Here is a 17,800-nt window from a genome sequence, read left to right as displayed (position 1 = left end):
TGTCGGGATGATCGGCAAAACCGCCCGATTCTGGACAATTTCCGGACACAATCGGCGCCCTACGGCAGGAATTTCGAGTACCCATAAGGCCTTATGGAGCAAAGCTGTTAACGATGATTAAGAAAGTATTAATCGCAAGCATTTCATTCGCATCGCTCTCCCAATAGGATGTTTGCGGATGTAGCGGACAAGCCGCCGAGGGGGCCGCTTGCGCTCCGCTTGTGGGCACCGGCTTCGAGCTTGCGTGGGGACGATCGCAGGCTCGCCGACGCGTAATTAGTGAGAGGGCTTAGACTGAACATGGCGAACACTCCCAAGAAGGTCAAAGATCCCACCGAAGTCGCGCTTTCTGCCATCCAGGAAGCCCTCAACATCAGCGAACAAGGCGCGGAGAACCGCAGCCCCCTCAACGACGGCGCCGCGCCGCCGAGCCTGCCGCCGTCAACTCCGGATTTTTCAGCCGCATCGTTCGAGTCCCGTAGTAATCGTTCGGCGTTCGAGCCGATCGAGGAACCGCGCGCCCCGCGCCGCGCCGCCAACGATGATCGCGAAACCATCGGCCAGATGCTGCAGACGTTGCAGGGAGGCCGCGCCCGCAACGCCTTCACGCTGTTCTTCGTCTGCTCCGGCGCCTGGCTGCTCGGCGGCGTGATTCTCACCGTCGCGTTCTGGCCGGCCCTGCAGGCGTCGATGGCCCAGGGTACCGGCGTGCTGGTGCTTGCCGGCCTCGCCGCGCTGTTCGCCGTGCCGATCCTGCTGTTCTACTATCTCGCCAGCCTCGCCGCGCACGGTCAGCGCATGCAGATGATCGCGCAATCGATGGCGCAGGTCGCGATGCGATTCTCCGAGCCGGAGAACGCCGCCGCCGATTCCATGGTGACGGTCGGCCAGGCGATCCGCCGCGAGGTCGCGGCGATGGGCGACGGCGTCGAGCGCGCGATCGCGCGCGCCGGCGAACTCGAGACGCTGGTTGCCAACGAGGTTGCGGCGCTGGAACGCGCCTATTCCGACAATGAAGTGCGTATCCGCGCGCTGCTGCAGGACATCGCCCACCAGCGCGACAATCTGGTCGGCCAGGCCGAGCAGGTGCGCAGCGCGATCTCCGGCGTGCAGATCGACCTGCGCCACGACATCGCGCTGATCTCGGATGCGATCGCCTCGCGCGTCGACGAGGTCGCCAAGAGCATCACCGGCGCGCTGGAAGAGCGCGGCCAGCACATCACGACCGCGCTGAGCCATGCCGGCGACAACATGATCCTCGCGCTCGGCGAGCGCGGCGGCGACCTGCTCGATCGCCTCGAGGAAGCCAGCGCCGAGACCACGCGCGCGGTGATGGATGCCTCCGAGCGGCTGACCACCAGCCTCAACTTCAAGACCGGCCATGTCCATGACGAGTTCGTCGATCTGGCCGATCGCGTCCACGAGATGCTCAACGAGCGCATCGACCGCATCACCGGCGAGTTCGAGCAGCGTTCGTCTGCGATCGTCGACGGCATTTCCGACCGCACCGAGGAGGTCCACGACTCCCTGAAGAACTCCGCGGACTCGCTGCTGCTCGAGCTCGAGCTGCGCAGCAACGACCTCGTCAGCAAGATCGACGACGCCGGCAACCGCCTCGCCGGCCAGATCATGACCTCCGGCGACAAGGCGAGCGAAGCGCTCGACGTCACCGTCAATTCGCTGGTCGCCAAGGTGGTGGGCCAGACCGAGACCGCGCACGACTCGCTGTCGCTGCAGATGAGCGCGTTCGACGACCTGGTGAAGAACCACGGCAGCGAGCTGGCCGAGAAATTCGCCCGCGACTCCGGCACGCTCGGCGCGCTGATCACCCGCCACATCTCCGAATTCGACCGCACGGTGAAGACCTTCGGCGGCGACATCGTCGAGCGCATGGGCCAGCGGACCCAGGACATTGCCGACAGCCTGAAGACCTATGTCGACACCTTCGACCATCGTGTCACCTCCAATAGCGGCGAGATCACCGCCTCGCTCGACCAGCGCCTGCTGCAGTTCGAGACCACGCTCGGCAGCCGCGTCACCAATCTCGACGCCTCGCTGACCGACAAGCTGTCGTCGTTCGACTCATCGCTCGCCAGCAAGATCGGCTCGTTCGACGGCCGCCTGCAGTCGCTCGACGACGCGATCGACGGCCGCATGAAGACGCTCGAAGTCACCTTCGAGAGCCGCGCCAGGTCGGTCACCGACACCATCGACGGCCATCTCGGCACGCTCGCGACGCAGCTCACCGAAGGCGCCACCCAGGCGATCCACTCGATCGACTCGCGCCTCGGCCTGCTCACCACGACCCTGACCGAGGGCACCGTGCAGGCGATCGCCGCGGTCGATCACCGCATCAACGGCGTCACCGAGACCATCGACGGCCACAGCATCCGCCTCGTCGACACCATCAACGGGCACAGCACCCGCCTCTCCGACACCATCAACGGTCACAACAGCCGCCTCGTCGAGACCATCAGCGGTCACAGCTCGAACCTGACCGACACGATCTCGGCGCGCTTCGCCGACATCCAGCAGGGCATCGAGAGCCGCGTCGGCGTCATCGCCGGCGACATCGACACCCGCGTCGCGCAGTTCGAGGACCTGCTCGGCTCGCGCGTCGAGGCCGTCGCCGGCCGCATCGAGAGCAGCGGCCGCCAGGCCAGCGAGGACCTGATGTCCCGCGCCGAGCTGCTGTCGTCGAGCATCAAGTCCCATGTCGAGGACGCCGAGCGCTCGCTGACCAACCTCGTGGTCAACACCAGCGAAACCATCCAGACCGGCGCGCGCACCGCGCAGCAGGCGCTGCTCAGCGTGTCCGCCGACGTCGGCAATCAGCTCAAGCAGAGCTCGGCCGAGGTCGAGGGCGTGCTGACCGCGGTCGGCACCAGCGCCGCCAACTCGATCCTCACCAGCGCCCGCGACGCCCAGGTGTCGCTGGTCTCCGCCTCCGGCGACGTCGCCTCGCAGATCAAGTCGCTGTCGGAGGATGTCGAGCGCACCCTGCAGGCGGCCGGCAGCGCCACCGCAGCCTCCGTGCTGTCGGGCGCCCGCGACGCGCAGACCACGCTGGTCTCCGCCTCGATCGAGGCGGCAAGCCAGGTCAAGTCGCTGGCTTCCGATGTCGAGCAGTCACTGTCGATGTCCGGCTCCGCGGCCGCCGAAGCGATCATGACCGGCGCCCGGGAGGCGCAGACCACGCTGATCGCGACGTCGGCCGACGTCACCGGCCAGGTCAAGTCGCTCGCCAGCGACGTCGAGCGCTCGCTCTCGATGGCCGGCAGCGCGACCGCAGAAGCCGTCGTCGCCTCCGCCCGCGAGGCCCAGAGCACGCTTGCCGGCGCATCGACCGAAGCCACCAATCTGGTGCGCGCGCTCGCGGCCGACATGCAGCACTCGCTCTCGACCGCCGGCACCGCGACCGCGGAAGCCGTCGTCGCCTCCGCCCGCGAAGCCCAGAGCACGCTGGCCGGCGCGTCGACCGACGCCACCAACCTGGTGCGGACGCTGTCGGCCGATATCGAACGCTCGCTCTCGATGGCCGGCTCCGCCACCGCGGAAGCCGTCGTCGCCGCCGCCCGCGAGGCCCAGAGCACACTGGCCGGCGCATCCACCGAGGCCACCGATCTGGTCCGCACGCTTGCCGCCGACATGGAGCGCTCGCTCTCGATGGCCGGCTCCGCCACCGCGGAATCGATCACATCGGGTGCACGCGAAGCCCAGAGCACGCTGGTCAATGCGTCGACCGACGCCGCCAGCAAGGTGTCGGCGCTTGCCTCCGACATCCAGCGCGCGCTCTCGATGGCCGGCTCCGGCACCGTCGAGGTGCTGACAGCCGGCGCCCGCGAGGCGCAGAACACCCTCGTCACCGCATCCACGGAGGCCGCCAACCACGTCAAGTCGCTGGCAGCCGATGTCGAGCGCACCCTGACGTCGGTCGGCACCAACACCGCCCAGACCATCATCGGCAGCGCCCGCGATGCCCAGACCTCGTTCGTGGCAACCTCCAGCGAGGCGGCAAGCCAGATGCGCGCGATCTCCGTCGAGATCGAGCGCTCGCTGACTGCGGCCAGCGCCGAGACCGCGCAGACCATCCTGGGCAGCGCCCGGGAGGCCCAGAGCTCGTTCGCGGCGACCTCCGCCGATGCCGCCGCCCAGATCCGCACGCTCTCGACCGACATCGAGCGCGCGCTGGGTTCGGTCACGGCCAAGACCACCGACAACATCCAGACCTCGGCGCAGAACGCCCAGGCCGCACTGATCACCATGTCCAACGAGGTCTCGACCAAGGTCAAGACGACCTCCGCCGACATCGAGCGTTCGGTGCTGTCTGCGTCCAGCGCATTCGGCTCGGCGATGACCGGCAAGACCGATGAGATCGTCACCTATGTGCAGCAGCAGACCGAACGTCTGTCGCAGATGGTCGACGGCCGCCGCGGCTCGCTGGTCGAGGCGCTGACCGCCAAGACCACGCAGCTGTCGAACGACATGGATCGCGCCACCGCGGACGCGCTCAAGGCGATCGAAACCCGCGGCCTCGCCTTCTCGCAGTCGATGGCGGCGCACGGCGGCGACGTCGCGCGCAACATCACCTCGGCCGGCGATCAGGCGACCGGCGCGGTGTCGAAGTCGCTCAAGGAGCTCGAGCAGGCCTCGCGCGCGGCGATCGACCAGTCGCGCCAGGTCTCGATCTCGGCCGTCACGGAGATGCAGGAGACCAGTAAGATCCTGCGCACCGATACGGTCGCGCTGTTCGAGCGGCTGCGCGAGGGCAACATCCTGCTGCAGGAAGTGTTGACCGGCGCCCACGACAACCTCAACTCGCTGGAGCGCGCGCTGGTGACCCGCGTGGCCGACTTCGTGTCCGCCATGAACGACGTCACCTCGCGCAACGGCGTCGCGACCCAGACGCTGGAGGACCAGCTCTCGGTGTTCAACAACAAGACCGGCAAGGCGCTGGAAGATCTCGGCGCACTGTCGAGCCAGTTCGAGACCCACGGCAAGGCGCTGATCGATGCGGCTGCCGTGGTCGAGCAGGCCAATCGCTCGACGACGGCTTCGGTCAGCGAGCGCAAGTCGGCGCTGGAGGCGCTGGTCACCACCATCGACCTGCGCACCACCGATCTCGACCAGCGGCTATCGCGCTTCACCGGGCTGCTCGATGAATCGCTCGGTGCGGCCGAGGAGCGCGCCCGCGACATCGCGCGCGTGGTGGCGGAGACCGCAGGCGCAGGCTCGGCGGCGATCAGCCGACAGTTCGAGGCGGTGCGCCAGGCGGCCGAGAACGAGCGTCAGCAGACCGTCGACGCCATGAACGACCTCTACCAGCAGAGCAACGCCGAGACCGATGCGATGTTCAAGGAATCGACGGAGAAGTTCTCCGCGATGGTCACGGCGATGAAGCAGATGGCGAGCGAGATGCACAGCGAGCTCGAGGCCACCCGCAACGAGCTGCGCCGCGGCGTGCTGGAAATGCCGCAGGAGGCGGCCGAGAACACCGCGCAGATGCGCAAGGTGATCGTCGACCAGATCGAGGCGCTCGCGGAACTGAACCGCATCGTCGCCCATCACGGCCGCGGGCTCGACGTGGTCTCGACCAACCGCGCCAGCGTCCGCCACGAGGAGCCGCTGATGGCTGCCGCGGGCGGCCGCGCCGACGCGCGGATGCGGGACAGCGTGCGGGATAGCGGCAACAGCGCCGCGACGCTGCCGCCGCCGGATCTCGGCATGGCAACCTCGCGCCGCACCGAGGCCCCGTCGGTCAGCCCGGCCGGCCCCAACAATGGCGATGGCTGGCTGTCGGACCTGCTCAACCGCAGCGACGCGCCGCCGCCTGCCCCGCAGGGCCGCGACGCCCAGCAGCGCCCGCGTCAGCCGCAGCCGCAGCAGCCGGCCGCCAATCCGCTGGAGTCGCTGTCGCTCGACATCGGCCGGCTGATGGACCGCACGCTGGCGGCCGAGATGTGGGACCGCTACCAGCGCGGCGAGAACAAGGCGTTCAGCAAGCGCCTCTACACGCCGGCCGGCCAGAAGGCCTTCGATGAGGTGGCCCGCAAGTATCGCGCCGACCGCGGCTTCAAGCAGACCGTCGACCGCTACATCGCGGAGTTCGAACGCCTGCTCGACGAAGTCGCCCGCGACGGCCGCGGCCAGCAGGAGCTGGCTGGCCACCTGACCTCGGAGACCGGGCTGGTCTACACCCTGCTGGCGCATGCCGCAGGACGGCTGGGGTGAGTGGCGAGTAGCCGACAGCGAATAGCGAATGGAAAACGGAGACCGAAAGGTCTCCGTTTTTGTTTGGGCTCCGAATTGGATTCGCAGGCCGCGCGGCTCCGCCGGGGTCACGTAGCCCGGATGGAGCGCAGCGAAATCCGGGGCAGTGCCTCAGCGGAGTTGGGCCCGGATTACGCTTCGCTCCATCCGGGCTACGCGTTGCTTCGCTCGCAATGACGGATCCGCTCGGTAGCGAACGTCACTGCCGCCGCCGCGGCCCGGCCGGTGCTGCGGCGGGCGCCGGCGCAGGCTCGGGTGCGGCGTTGTTGCTGCCGCCGAAGATCACCCGGCTCGGATTGCGGTCGAAATTGTTCACGGCGCGGCTGATGTCGGCAAGCGTGCGGCGGCCGTCGTTGATCAGGAGATTGGTGCGCTTGTCGACATTGTCGGCGAGTTCGCGGATCGACTTCACCATCAGGTTCAGCTCGCTGCCATTGTTGCCGCCGGCGATCGCGTTGAGGCCCAGCATCAGATTGTCGGCCTTGCCCATCACGCCGTCGACCTTGAGCATCACGCCGTCGATCTTCTCGGAATTGCGCGCCAGCGCCTCGGTGAACACTTCGAGATTCTTCAGCGAATTCTTCACCGACTGCTGGTTGTCGGCGACGATGCGGTTGACGTTCTGCAGGGTGGCGCGGATCGCCTCGGTGACGTCCTGCAGCGCGTTCGGGTCGGCGGTCAGCACCGGAATGCCGTCCTCGTCGAGCGGCACCGGCGGGGCGGCCTCCTCGCCGCCCTTCAGCGAGATCGCGGCGACGCCGGTGAGGCCCTGGAATTCGAGGCCGACCAGGGTGTCCTTGCGCAGCGGTGCGTTGTTCTCGATCATCGCCAGCGCGACCACGCGCCTGGGGTTGTCGAGCTTGACCGAGACCACCTCCCCTATCCGGATACCGTTGAAATTGACGTTGCCGCCATTGCGCAGGCCTGACGCCGGGCCCTCGAAGATCACCCGCAGGGGGCTGCGCTGCTTGGTGGTGTGCAGGCTCTGGAACCACAGCACGAAGCCGAACGCCGCGGCGATCACCGCCAGCGTGAAAGCTCCGATCAAGACGTAGTTCGCCCGCGTTTCCATCACTTACTCGCGTTCATCACTGTTGGGCCTCGCGCAGTCAGCCTGCGCCGGGGCCCGTCGAATTCGCTGTTGGCGCATGATCTCGTCCGAAAATCGGCTCCAGGTTTCGGGATCATGGGCTAGGCCACAACGGCTCGGGCGCGCTTGCCGTTGAAATATTGCTGCAGCCATGGATGCTGCGATGCCTTCATATCGGCGATCGATCCTGCAGCAATGATCTTACCGTTCCCTAAAACGGCGATACGGTCGCACGCGGTGTAAAGACTGTCGAGATCGTGGGTTACCATGAAAACGGTCAGTCCCAAAGTGCGCTGCAGGGTGCGCACCAGCTCGTCGAACTCGCCGGCGCCGATCGGATCGAGGCCCGAGGTCGGCTCGTCGAGAAACACCAGCTCCGGATCGAGCGCGAGTGCGCGCGCCAGTGCGACGCGCTTGATCATGCCGCCGGACAGTTCCGACGGATAGCGATCGGCGACCTCGGGCTTCAGCCCGACCATCACCAGTTTCGCCACCATGATCTCGTCGAGCAGCCGCTGCGAGACGCGCAGATATTCGCGCGCCGGAAACTGGATGTTCTGGCGCACCGTGAGCGAGGAGAACAGCGCGCCTTGCTGGAACAGGATGCCCCAGCGCCGCTCGACGGCGCGGCGCTGCGACGAGCTCGCGGCATCGAGATCGACGCCGAACACCTCGATGCGGCCGGAGAGCTTCGGCACCAGGCCGATGATGGTGCGCGTCAGCACCGACTTGCCGGCGCCCGACGGGCCGACGAAGCCGAGGATCTCGCCGCGCTTGACGTCGAGGTCGAGGCCGTCGAGCACGCGCGTGCTGCCGAATTGAACGGTGACGTCGCGGACCCGGATGATGGCGTCGTCCTGCTCGGCCATGATCACATCCCGATCGAGGCGAAGAAGATCGCGAACACGCCGTCCATCACGATCACGAAGAAGATCCCTTTCACCACCGAGGCAGTGGTGTGCTGTCCGAGCGACTCCGCCGAACCCTGGACCGCCAGCCCTTCGACGCAGGCGACGATGCCGATCACCGCGGCCATCACAGGCGCCTTGACCATGCCGACGATGAAATGGTCGATCGATATGGCATCACGAAGGCGGAGCAGGAACGCCTCCGGATCGACGCCGCCATAGAGCCAGGCCACCAGGCCGCCGCCATAGAGCGCGGCCATCGCGCCGAGGAAGGCCAGGATCGGCAGCGCCAGCACCAGCGCCAGCATGCGCGGCAGGATCAACACCTCGATCGGATCGAAGCCCATGGTGCGCAGCGCGTCGATCTCCTCGCGCATCTTCATCGAGCCGAGCTCGGCGGTATAGGCCGAGCCGGAGCGGCCTGCGACCATGATCGCGACCAGCAGCACGCCGATCTCGCGCAACACCAAGACGCCCAGCATGTCGACCACGAAGATGTCGGCGCCGAACCTGCGGAAATGGAAGATGCCCTGCTGCGAGATGATGCAGCCGATCAGGAAGGTGATCAGCACCACGATCGGCACCGCGCGCCAGCACACCTGCTCGAGGTGATGCACCGTCGAGGTCAGGCGGAAGCTGCGCGGATGGATCAGCACCTTGCCGGCGGCGGCCAGCACCGCGCCGAGCATGTCGACGAGGCCGATGATGGTGCCGCCGATCCCGGCCACGGTGCGCCCGATTTGTTCGAGCATGCCTGCGATCGACAGCCGGTCGCTTGCGACCCTCGGCGCTGGGCCGACCCGGCGGACCTCGTCGACCAGGCTGGAATAATTGGCCGAGAGGCCTGCGATCTCGGCCTCCGCGCTGGCATCGCTGAGGCTGCGGCGCAACCGCTCGATCAGCCAGGCGCCGAAGGTGTCGAGGCTTGCGACCTGCGACACGTCGATGAAGATGTGCGGGCGGCTGCCGCGCAGCTTCTCGGCCTCGGAGACGATGCGCTCGAGCGCGGGCGCAAAGCGGGCGGTCCAGTTGCCCGCCGCGCACAACGCCAGTCCTTCGCCTTGGGCTATCCGCTCCAGTGTCGGGTCGCCGCTCACCTTTTGCCTACCCCTCAAGCCGGCTGGCCGCCGCTGATGCATGTCTCCGGCGGCTCGCCGGATCGGCTTGTCGAATCTGTCGCTAACCAGCCATAGTTGGTTGCGCGTCGCAAGCTACGGTTCAGGAAATAGTAGACTTTAAAATGACTTCCAGCCCATCCGGAGCGATTTCCCTGACTGTGCGGATCGAGCGCTGGCCGATCGCAGGGACCTTCACGATCAGCCGCGGCGCCAAGACCGAGGCGGTCGTCGTGGTGGCCGAGGTGAGCGCGGGCGGCCTGATCGGCCGCGGCGAATGCGTGCCCTACCCGCGCTACGGCGAAACGCCCGAGGCGACGCTGCAGGCGATCCAGGCCATGCAGGAGCCGCTGGCCGCCGGCATCGACCGCCTCGCCCTGCAGCACCGGATGCGCGCCGGCGCCGCCCGCAACGCGCTGGATTGCGCGCTGGCGGACCTCGAGGCCAAACGCGCCGGTCAGCGCATCTGGAACCTGCTCGGCCGGCCCGCTCCGGAACCACGCACCACCGCCTACACGATCTCGCTGGGAACACCAGAGGCGATGGCGGAAGCGACCGCCAGGGCCGCGCATCGCGCACTGCTCAAGATCAAGCTCGGCGGCGATGGCGACGCCGCGCGGATCGCCGCCGTCCGCAACGCGGCGCCGACCTCCGAGCTGATCGTCGATGCCAACGAGGCCTGGACCGAGACCAACCTCGCCGCCAATCTCGCGGCCTGCGCCGATGCCGGCGTCACGCTGATCGAGCAGCCGCTGCCGGCCGGCAAGGACGAGGCGCTGGCGCGGATCAAGCGGCCGGTCGCGGTCTGCGCCGACGAGAGCGTGCATGACCGCGCCTCGCTTGCCGGCCTGCGCGGCCGCTACGACGCCGTCAACATCAAGCTCGACAAGACCGGCGGACTGACCGAAGCGCTGGCGATGGCGGATGCCGCCCGCGCGCACGGCTTCGACATCATGATCGGCTGCATGGTCGCGACCTCGCTTGCGATGGCGCCGGCGATGCTGATTGCGCAAGCCGCGCGCTTCGTCGATCTCGACGGCCCGCTGCTGCTCGCGAAGGATCGCGACCACGGCCTGCGCTACGAGGGCAGTCTGGTCTATCCACCGGATGCCGCGCTCTGGGGATGAAGCGTTAGTCGCTTGCGCGACAGCCACATCACCAGCCCGCCGGTCGCCGCCATCGCGGCCATCATGTCGTAGACGCCGAGCCCGAAGCGCGCATAGACCATGCCGCTGACGATCGCCGTGGTGCTCGCGACGATGCCGCCGCAGGCGGTGAGATAGCCCTGCGCGCGTGCCATCACGTGAACCGGGACGTGCTGCACCATCAGGCCCATGATGCCGACCTGCGTCAGGCCGAAGCTCAAGCCATGTCCGAGCTGGACCACGGCGAGCACCGCAAGCGGCGGCTCCAGCGCGGTGATCGCCCACCGCGCCACGGCGCTGGCAGCCGCGATCATCACCAGCACCGCCGACGGCAGCGTGAAGCGCGGCGAGGCCGCAAACAACACGATCTCGGCGATCACGCCGAGCACCCAGAGCACCGCGATGGTCAGGCCGCTGAAGCCGGCCTGCTGCCAGGCGATCGATGCGAAGATGTAGTAGGCGCCGTGGCTGCCCTGGATCAGCGCCGAGGATACGATGATGGCGAGGAAGGTCGGATTGCGCAGCAGTTTGGGCGCGCCGGCGGTCGGCGCGTGCGCGGCCGTCGGGCGGCCCAGCGGCCGCAAGGTCAGTCCGACCAGCGCGCCGAGCACGGTCACGGCCGTGATGATCCAGATCAGATCGACCTCCGCGACATAGCGCAGCAGGAACCCGCTCACGAGTGCGCAGACCGCAAAGGCCGCCGAGCCCCACAGCCGCAGCGGTCCGTAGTTGAGGCCGAATTGCCTGACGCCGCGCAGCGCATAGGCGTCGGTGAGCGGCACCATCGGCGTCCAGACGCAGCAGGTCAGCGCATAGACGATAAGCAGCACGAACGGCTGGTGCTGGGTGCCGATCACGGCAAAACCGAGTGCCGTGGCGAAGCCGGTGGCGATGATCGCGCCGCGCAGCATCTGCCGCCGTTCCGCCGCAGCCGTGACCAGCGGCAGCACGGTGAAGCGCGTCACCGGCGGCACCGCGGTAATGATGCCGATCCAGGTGGCATCGATCCCGATCGCCTTCAGCCAGACCGTGAAGAACGGCAGATGGACCCCGGTCATGCCGAACGTCGTGGCATAGAATGCCGCAAGGCTGCGCGCGAATCGCCGCGCTGCAACTTTTGCTGCAATGGGGATTTGTGATTCGGAAGACATCAATTCAATTGCGATTCGCGCGATATCGTGTTGATCGTTAGCGTAACGCGCAGTGATTTGCGCGGAGAGATTGTGATGGCCGAAGAAGCATTCGCCCTGTCGCCGATATCCGCCCGCGCGGCCCTGCCGAGCGAGGAGGACTATGCCGCGATCAGCGCGGCCTTCATGGAGACCTCGCGGGGCCGCTGGTTCCTCGGCGAGTACGCCAAGCGCAACCGCAATGCCGATACGCGCATGGTGCTCGATGCGGTGGCGCGGATCGAGGAAAGCCTCAGCGCGCAGCGGCAGGCTGCCGCAGACGCGATCCGGGACGAGCAGCTGGCGCAGGCGCTGGCCGCCCTGCGCGGCGCGATCGAGGCCGCCCAGGCCTCCGCCATCGCGGCGCTCGACGGCGTCAGCTTCGAGCAGAGCCTCGCGCCGGTGCGCAAGGGCGTGCGGGTGATCCGGGAAATCTCCTGGCGGCTGCGCGAGATCGGCAATGACGGCCGGATCTGCGACATCATCGATTCGCAGGCCAGCGCGATCGAGGCCGGGGCCGCCGAGGTCTCGGTGGACGACGCCAAGGTCGTGCTGGATAACGCCTTCGCCGCGCTGGCTCGCCGGCTCAGCGAATTCGATCCCGACAGGGCGGCCGCGGCCGAACCGGCCGTGGCTGAAGCGCCGGTCGCGGAGCCGGCCGCTGCTGCCCCCTCGCCGCCGCCGGTGGCCGAGAGCGCTGCCGCCGAGCGCGCACCGTCCGACGCGACGATCGCCGCCACGCCGCCGGCGCCGCCTCAGGAGGCCGTTGCAACGCCGCCCTCCGAAGAAGCCGCGATGCCTGCCCCAACGCCGAGCATTGAGGCTGCCACAGCCACCATGCCGGAGCCGAACGATGCATGGCTCAAGGCGGAGGCCGCGCTGGCCGAAGCCGAGGCAGCCGAGCTCGCCCGCGTCACCGAGGCCGCCGCTGACGCCCAGGACGAGGCGGTGCTCGACCTCATCGCGATGGAGATGGGCGCGCCCGATCCGGTCGACGACGAGGCGATCGCCGAGGAAATGCGCGCCGCCGAGGAGCTGCGGGTTGCCGAGGCGATGGCGGCCGAGCCGGAGATGGATGCGCCGGCCATTCAGCCCGAGCCCGCACCGACGGTCGAGGTCAAGGTCGAGCCCCAGCCGATGGCTGCAGCGCTGATTGACGTCGCGCCGGCAGCCGTGCCGGCACCTCTGCCGCCCGCCGCTGAGGCTGCTACGCCTGCAGCTGAGATCTCGCTCGGCTCGACCATCATCGCCAGTGGCCTTCTGAAGAAGCCGAGTGCCGCGGCCAACGATCCGCTCGCGCCGATCCGCCGCATGAGCCAGGCCGAGAGAATCGCATTCTTCTCGTAACGGCGATCGTGCGTGCGCTCCGTATGCGTCTCGCATTGACCACCGGCGCAATGTGACTCAACTCACGTACCGCGCCGCCATCTGCGCCTAGCCTCCCCGCGACCGGTCCCGCACCGGGACCAACCTTTGGGAGCGCGCGATGGTCCGCCTGACATCCATGATGATATCGGCCGCATTGCTTGCACTGTTTGGCCTCGGTGCGCCCAGCCCCGGATTTGCCGAGACCAGCGACATCACAGTCGGCAATGCAATGCCAACGACGACGCCGTCCATCAATCAATCCGCTTCACCGGCGACATCAGCTGCCACGACGCCAGGCACGCTCCGCGGTCCCGAGCAGCGCGTTGCGCTGGTGATCGGCAATGCCAACTATCAGAGCGCACCAAAACTCGCCAATCCCGGCAATGACGCGCAGTCGATGGCCGAGCTGCTGAACGCGGCCGGCTTCGAGGTGATTTCCGCGACCGACCTCAGGCAAATCGACATGGTCAAGGTGCTGCAGGACTTCTCCGACAAGGTTGCGGCGCGCGGCCCCGGCACGGTCGCGATGATTTACTACGCCGGCCATGGCGTGCAGCTCGCCGGTGAGAATTATCTGATCCCGGTCGACGCCAGGATCGCGACGCCCGCCGATCTCGACGGCAATGCGGTGCGCCTCGTCGACGTGATGGGCACGCTCGAGACCATCCCGAGCCGGATGCGCATCGTGGTGCTCGATGCCTGCCGCAACAACCCGTTTCCGAACGTCAACGACGCCGGCCGCGGCCTTGCCGTGGTCGACGCGCCGAGCGGCTCGATCGTCGGCTATTCGACCGCACCCGGCATGGAGGCGCAGGATGGCAGCAACGGCCACAGCCCCTACACCAACGCCTTCCTGCGCCTGGCGCGCGAGCCCAATCTGCCGATCGAGCAGCTGTTCAAGCGCGTTCGCCTCGAGGTCAACTCGACGACCGACGGCCGGCAGACGCCGTGGGAAAGCTCGTCGCTGACCTCCGATTTCTATTTCTTCGGCGACACCGCCGTCGCTTCGACCCGTGCGCCGGCAGATGGCCGGGTGGTGCAGATGGCGTCGAACCTGCCGAACCGCTCGGTGCGCCAGGCCTATGACTTCGTGCTGTCCGAGGGGCGGCCGGATTATTATGAGGAATTCATCCGGCTCTACCCGCGTGATCCGCTGTGCGACCGCATTCGCTTCTTGCTGACCAACTGGCTGCAGGTCGCGGCCTGGCACAGAGCGGTGCTGGCCAACACGCCGTTCGCCTACAAGACCTTCCACGACAATTTCGGCAGCAGCCCTTACGCGCAACAGGCGTTGAGACTGCAGGTGCAGCCGAAAGCAATCCCGCTGATGCAGTTCACGCGGCTGTCAATTCGTCAGCCCTTCCGCCCGATCAATGCCGCCGTGCAGGGCTCCGTCGGCAAGATCGTGACCATGCCGGCGCCCGGAGCGAAGCCGGTCGGCATGCCGAACTCTGTTGGCAACGGCAAGGTTGCGAGCCTTCCTGCGGCGAATGCCGGCAAGAACGCTTCAGGCCCGATCATGAAAGACAACGGCCGGCGGCATGTCCGCGCCGAGCGGCAGAGCACACAAGTCAACCGGACAAGATTTGGCGGCAGCCACACCGCCTTCCACTCAACTCCATCAGTTTCGCATTTCGGTGGAATAAGCGGCGGCCATCATGGCGGCTTCAGGCACTGACCGGCCCACGCCACACAACGAAAACGGGCAGAGCGATCGCCGCCCTGCCCCGTTTCGTTTCAAAACCCCGACCTCAGGCGACGAGCTTCGCGAACAGGTCGGCGTCGACATTGCCGCCCGAGAGCACGATGACGACGTTCTTGCCTTTGGCGTCGATCCGACCCGCCAGCAGCGCGGCAAGACCGATTGCGCCGCCCGGCTCGACCACGAGCTTCAGTTCGCGATAGGCAAAGGCAACGGCTGCACCGACCTCGTCATCGGTGGCGCTGACGCCGTTCGCGAGCAGCTTGCTGTTGATGGCAAAGGTGAGCTCACCCGGCATCATCGCCATCAGCGCATCGCAGATGGTGCGCGGCGCAACCGCATGCGCTTCTCGATGGCCGACCTTGAGCGACAAAGCGTGATCGTCATAGCCGGCGGGCTCGGCGACGATCACCTGGGCCTGCGGATATTTTGCCTTCACCGCGGTGGCGACGCCCGCGATCAGGCCGCCGCCGGAAGCCGGCGCCACGACGATATCGGGCACGAGCCCGAGCGCCGCCATGTCCTCGGCGATCTCGCGGCCGGCGGTGCCCTGGCCTGCTATCACCAGGGGATCGTCATAGGGAGGCACCAACGTCGCGCCACGCTTGCTGGCGATGCCGCTCGCGATCGCCGCACGGTCGTCGCGATCGCGGTCGTACAGCACCACCTCGGCGCCATAGGACTTGGTCCGCTCGCGCTTGGTGAGCGGGGAGTCCGCAGGCATCACGATGGTCGCCTGCATGTTGAGGATCTTGGCCGCGGCGGCGACGCCCTGGGCGTGGTTGCCCGAGGAGAACGCGACAACGCCGCCGCTGCGCTTGTCCTGCGGTATTGAGGCGAGCTTGTTGAAGGCGCCGCGGAACTTGAACGATCCGGTCCGCTGCAGCATCTCGGGCTTGAGGAAAACCCGGCTGCCGACGCGTTCGTTGAGAACGGGGAAGGTCAGGAGCGGCGTGCGCACCGCGAACGGCGCGACCACCCTCGCGGCGGCATCAATGTCCGCGACAGCGACGGGTGGATTGAGAGGGGTGTCCGTCATCCCCAATTGTATCGCGGCGGGACGCGGCCCGGCAAGACGCTTTAGCGTGAGTTTGGCTGAGGTGCCGGCAAGACGGCAAAATGATGCTCTTCGGCACCGAATTCGAACACCTCCCCCTCGCCATCCGGCGGAGCGGGGCGGACATTCATGCAGCGATCGATGAACACCCGGGCTGACGCCTGCCAGGTGTGGAGCGCAGCGAAATTGACGCAGGCCTGCCGGGGAATGCCAAGCGCCTCCAGGCAGGCGTGGTGCAGATCGTCGTCGAGCACGCCGACGGGGGCAGCGCCGATCACGTCGCGGGGACCGGTGACCGGAAAGGCGGCAACCGGCAGGCCGCTGGCCAGCGCCTCGAGCAGCACCAGACCGAACGTATCGGTGCGGCTGGGGAAAACGAACACATCGGCCGCAGCATAGATTTCGGCCAATTCTTCCCCGTGGCGGGCGCCGAGGAACACGGCCTCGGGATATCTCCGCTCCAGCGCCGCCCGCGCCGGGCCGTCGCCGACCACGACCTTGGTGCCCGGCAGATCGAGATCAAGGAACGCCTCGAGGTTCTTCTCCACCGCGACCCGGCCGACGCTGAGATATACCGGCTGCGGCAGGCAGAGATCGACATCGCGCGGATGGAACAGCGCGGTATCGACGCCGCGCGACCACAGCACCACATTGCGGAAGCCGCGCTGACGCAGCTCGGCGGCCAGCGCCGGGGTGGCGGCCATCACGGCCCGGCTCGGCTTGTGGAACCAGCGCAGCGCGCGCCAGACCCAGGCTTCCGGAACCGGCGTCCGTGCCGACACATATTCGGGGAAGCGGGTATGGAAGCTCGTCGTGAACGGCAGGCCGTGCTTGCGGCAATAACGGCGCACCGAAAGCCCGATCGGGCCTTCGGTCGCGATATGGATGCTGTCGGGCTTGGCGGCCTCGATCAGGCTCGCGACCTTGGCCTGGTACGGCAGCGCCAGCCGGAGATCGCGATAGCTCGGCATCGCGAAGGTGCGAAACTCGTCCGGCGTCAGGAAGCTCACCTCGACGCCGAGCGATTTCGCCGCCTGTGCCATCATGGTCAGCGTGCGGACAACCCCGTTGACCTGGGGATGCCACGCATCGGTCGCGACCAGGATATGCGTCATGCAGCGCGTGCCGTCACTCGCGGAACTGGCGCGATCCGGCGCACCGGGTCGGTCCAGGTGATGATTTCGAAGCTGCCGTCCTCATGCTCGGCGAGCGCCGTGCAGCTCTCGACCCAGTCGCCGCAATTCATGTAGCGGATGCCGTGCTCGTCATGAATCGTCGCGTAGTGGATATGGCCGCAGATCACGCCGTCGCAGCCGTGACGCCGCGCCTCGCCGGCCAGCGTCGCCTCGAAGGCGCCGATGTAGTTCACCGCCTTCTTGACCTTCAGCTTGGCCCATTGCGACAGCGACCAGTACGGCACGCCGAACATCTTGCGGAAGAAGTTGACGAAGCGATTCATCTGGATCGCGAAGTCGTAGGCCTTGTCGCCGAGATGGGCGAGCCAGCGCGCGTTCTGCACCACGAGATCGAAGATGTCGCCGTGGATCACGAGGTAGCGCTTGCCGTCGGCGCCGGTGTGGACGGTGTTCTCCACCACATCGATGCCGCCGAAATGGGTGCCGTAATATTTGCGCAGGAACTCGTCGTGGTTGCCCGGGACGTAGATCACCTTGGCGCCCTTGCGCGCCTTGCGCAGCATCTTCTGCACGAAATCGTTGTGGGTCTGCGGCCAGTACCAGTTCGACTTCAACGCCCAGCCGTCGACGATATCACCAACGAGGTAGATCGTGTCGGCATCGTGAGAGCGGAGGAAGTCCAGCAGGCGGTCGGCTTGCGAACCGCGGGCTCCGAGATGGACATCGGAGATAAACAAAGTGCGAAAGCGCCGCTCAGGGCTTTCTTCACTCAAGGAGTCACTTCCCATGCCTGTGCACCTAACAGATTTCTGTGACAAGGCGATGACGATCCCCGCGACC

General features: G+C 67.3%; 11 protein-coding genes. 4 read left to right on the top strand and 7 right to left on the bottom strand.

Annotation, left to right across the window (positions count from 1 at the left end):
* The first annotated feature begins 300 nt into the window (after positions 1-300).
* Positions 301-6,231: a negative regulator of septation ring formation gene (locus BRSPCE3_RS19885; RefSeq protein WP_244067776.1), complete on the top strand. Its 5,931-nt coding sequence runs from the start codon at positions 301-303 to the stop codon at positions 6,229-6,231.
* Between the two features lie 238 nt (positions 6,232-6,469).
* Here BRSPCE3_RS19885 and BRSPCE3_RS19880 read toward each other — a convergent pair whose 3' ends face one another.
* From BRSPCE3_RS19880 to BRSPCE3_RS19870, 3 genes are all read right to left on the bottom strand, one after another.
* Positions 6,470-7,342, bottom strand: coding sequence for an MlaD family protein (locus BRSPCE3_RS19880; RefSeq protein ID WP_244067775.1), 873 nt, complete (start codon positions 7,340-7,342; stop codon positions 6,470-6,472).
* Positions 7,343-7,461: 119 nt separating this feature from the next.
* Entirely contained in the window at positions 7,462-8,229 is a 768-nt protein-coding gene (locus BRSPCE3_RS19875; protein WP_244067774.1) for an ABC transporter ATP-binding protein, read from the bottom strand.
* Positions 8,230-8,231: 2 nt separating this feature from the next.
* Positions 8,232-9,365 (bottom strand): ABC transporter permease, encoded by a 1,134-nt coding sequence (locus BRSPCE3_RS19870; protein WP_244067773.1) that lies wholly within the window; start codon positions 9,363-9,365, stop codon positions 8,232-8,234.
* A gap of 143 nt (positions 9,366-9,508) precedes the next feature.
* On the opposite strand from BRSPCE3_RS19870, the gene dgcA reads away from it, so the two are divergent.
* The gene (dgcA, locus tag BRSPCE3_RS19865; RefSeq protein ID WP_244067772.1) at positions 9,509-10,510 is read left to right on the top strand and encodes an N-acetyl-D-Glu racemase DgcA; all 1,002 of its coding nucleotides are present in this window, start codon (positions 9,509-9,511) and stop codon (positions 10,508-10,510) included.
* Here the strand turns inward: dgcA and BRSPCE3_RS19860 are convergent.
* Entirely contained in the window at positions 10,480-11,679 is a 1,200-nt protein-coding gene (locus BRSPCE3_RS19860) for an MFS transporter (RefSeq protein WP_244067771.1), read from the bottom strand. The two genes, dgcA and BRSPCE3_RS19860, sit on opposite strands and share 31 nt — an antisense overlap.
* 75 nt (positions 11,680-11,754) lie before the next feature.
* Between BRSPCE3_RS19860 and BRSPCE3_RS19855 the strand changes: the two genes are divergently transcribed.
* Positions 11,755-13,044, top strand: coding sequence for a hypothetical protein (locus tag BRSPCE3_RS19855; protein ID WP_244067770.1), 1,290 nt, complete (start codon positions 11,755-11,757; stop codon positions 13,042-13,044).
* Between the two features lie 139 nt (positions 13,045-13,183).
* Positions 13,184-14,743 (top strand): caspase family protein, encoded by a 1,560-nt coding sequence (locus tag BRSPCE3_RS19850; RefSeq protein ID WP_244067769.1) that lies wholly within the window; start codon positions 13,184-13,186, stop codon positions 14,741-14,743.
* A 73-nt stretch (positions 14,744-14,816) separates the two neighbouring features.
* On the opposite strand, the gene BRSPCE3_RS19845 is transcribed toward BRSPCE3_RS19850, so the two are convergent.
* The 3 genes from BRSPCE3_RS19845 to BRSPCE3_RS19835 are packed head-to-tail and all read right to left on the bottom strand — an operon-like array spanning position 14,817 to position 17,748.
* Positions 14,817-15,806 carry a threonine/serine dehydratase gene (locus BRSPCE3_RS19845; protein WP_244067768.1) on the bottom strand — a complete coding sequence of 330 codons (990 nt, stop codon included), beginning with the start codon at positions 15,804-15,806 and terminating at the stop codon, positions 14,817-14,819.
* A 41-nt stretch (positions 15,807-15,847) separates the two neighbouring features.
* Positions 15,848-16,939 (bottom strand): glycosyltransferase family 1 protein, encoded by a 1,092-nt coding sequence (locus BRSPCE3_RS19840; protein WP_244067767.1) that lies wholly within the window; start codon positions 16,937-16,939, stop codon positions 15,848-15,850.
* The gene (locus BRSPCE3_RS19835; protein WP_021078021.1) at positions 16,936-17,748 is read right to left on the bottom strand and encodes a UDP-2,3-diacylglucosamine diphosphatase; all 813 of its coding nucleotides are present in this window, start codon (positions 17,746-17,748) and stop codon (positions 16,936-16,938) included. Before BRSPCE3_RS19835 ends, BRSPCE3_RS19840 begins: the two co-directional genes overlap by 4 nt.
* Positions 17,749-17,800 lie beyond the last annotated feature (52 nt).

This window comes from Bradyrhizobium sp. Ce-3 (assembly GCF_022835695.1).
Taxonomy (GTDB): Bacteria; Pseudomonadota; Alphaproteobacteria; order Rhizobiales; family Xanthobacteraceae; genus Bradyrhizobium.
Note: the sequence above shows the minus strand (reverse complement) of the source record. Positions and strands in the feature narration are given on the sequence as shown.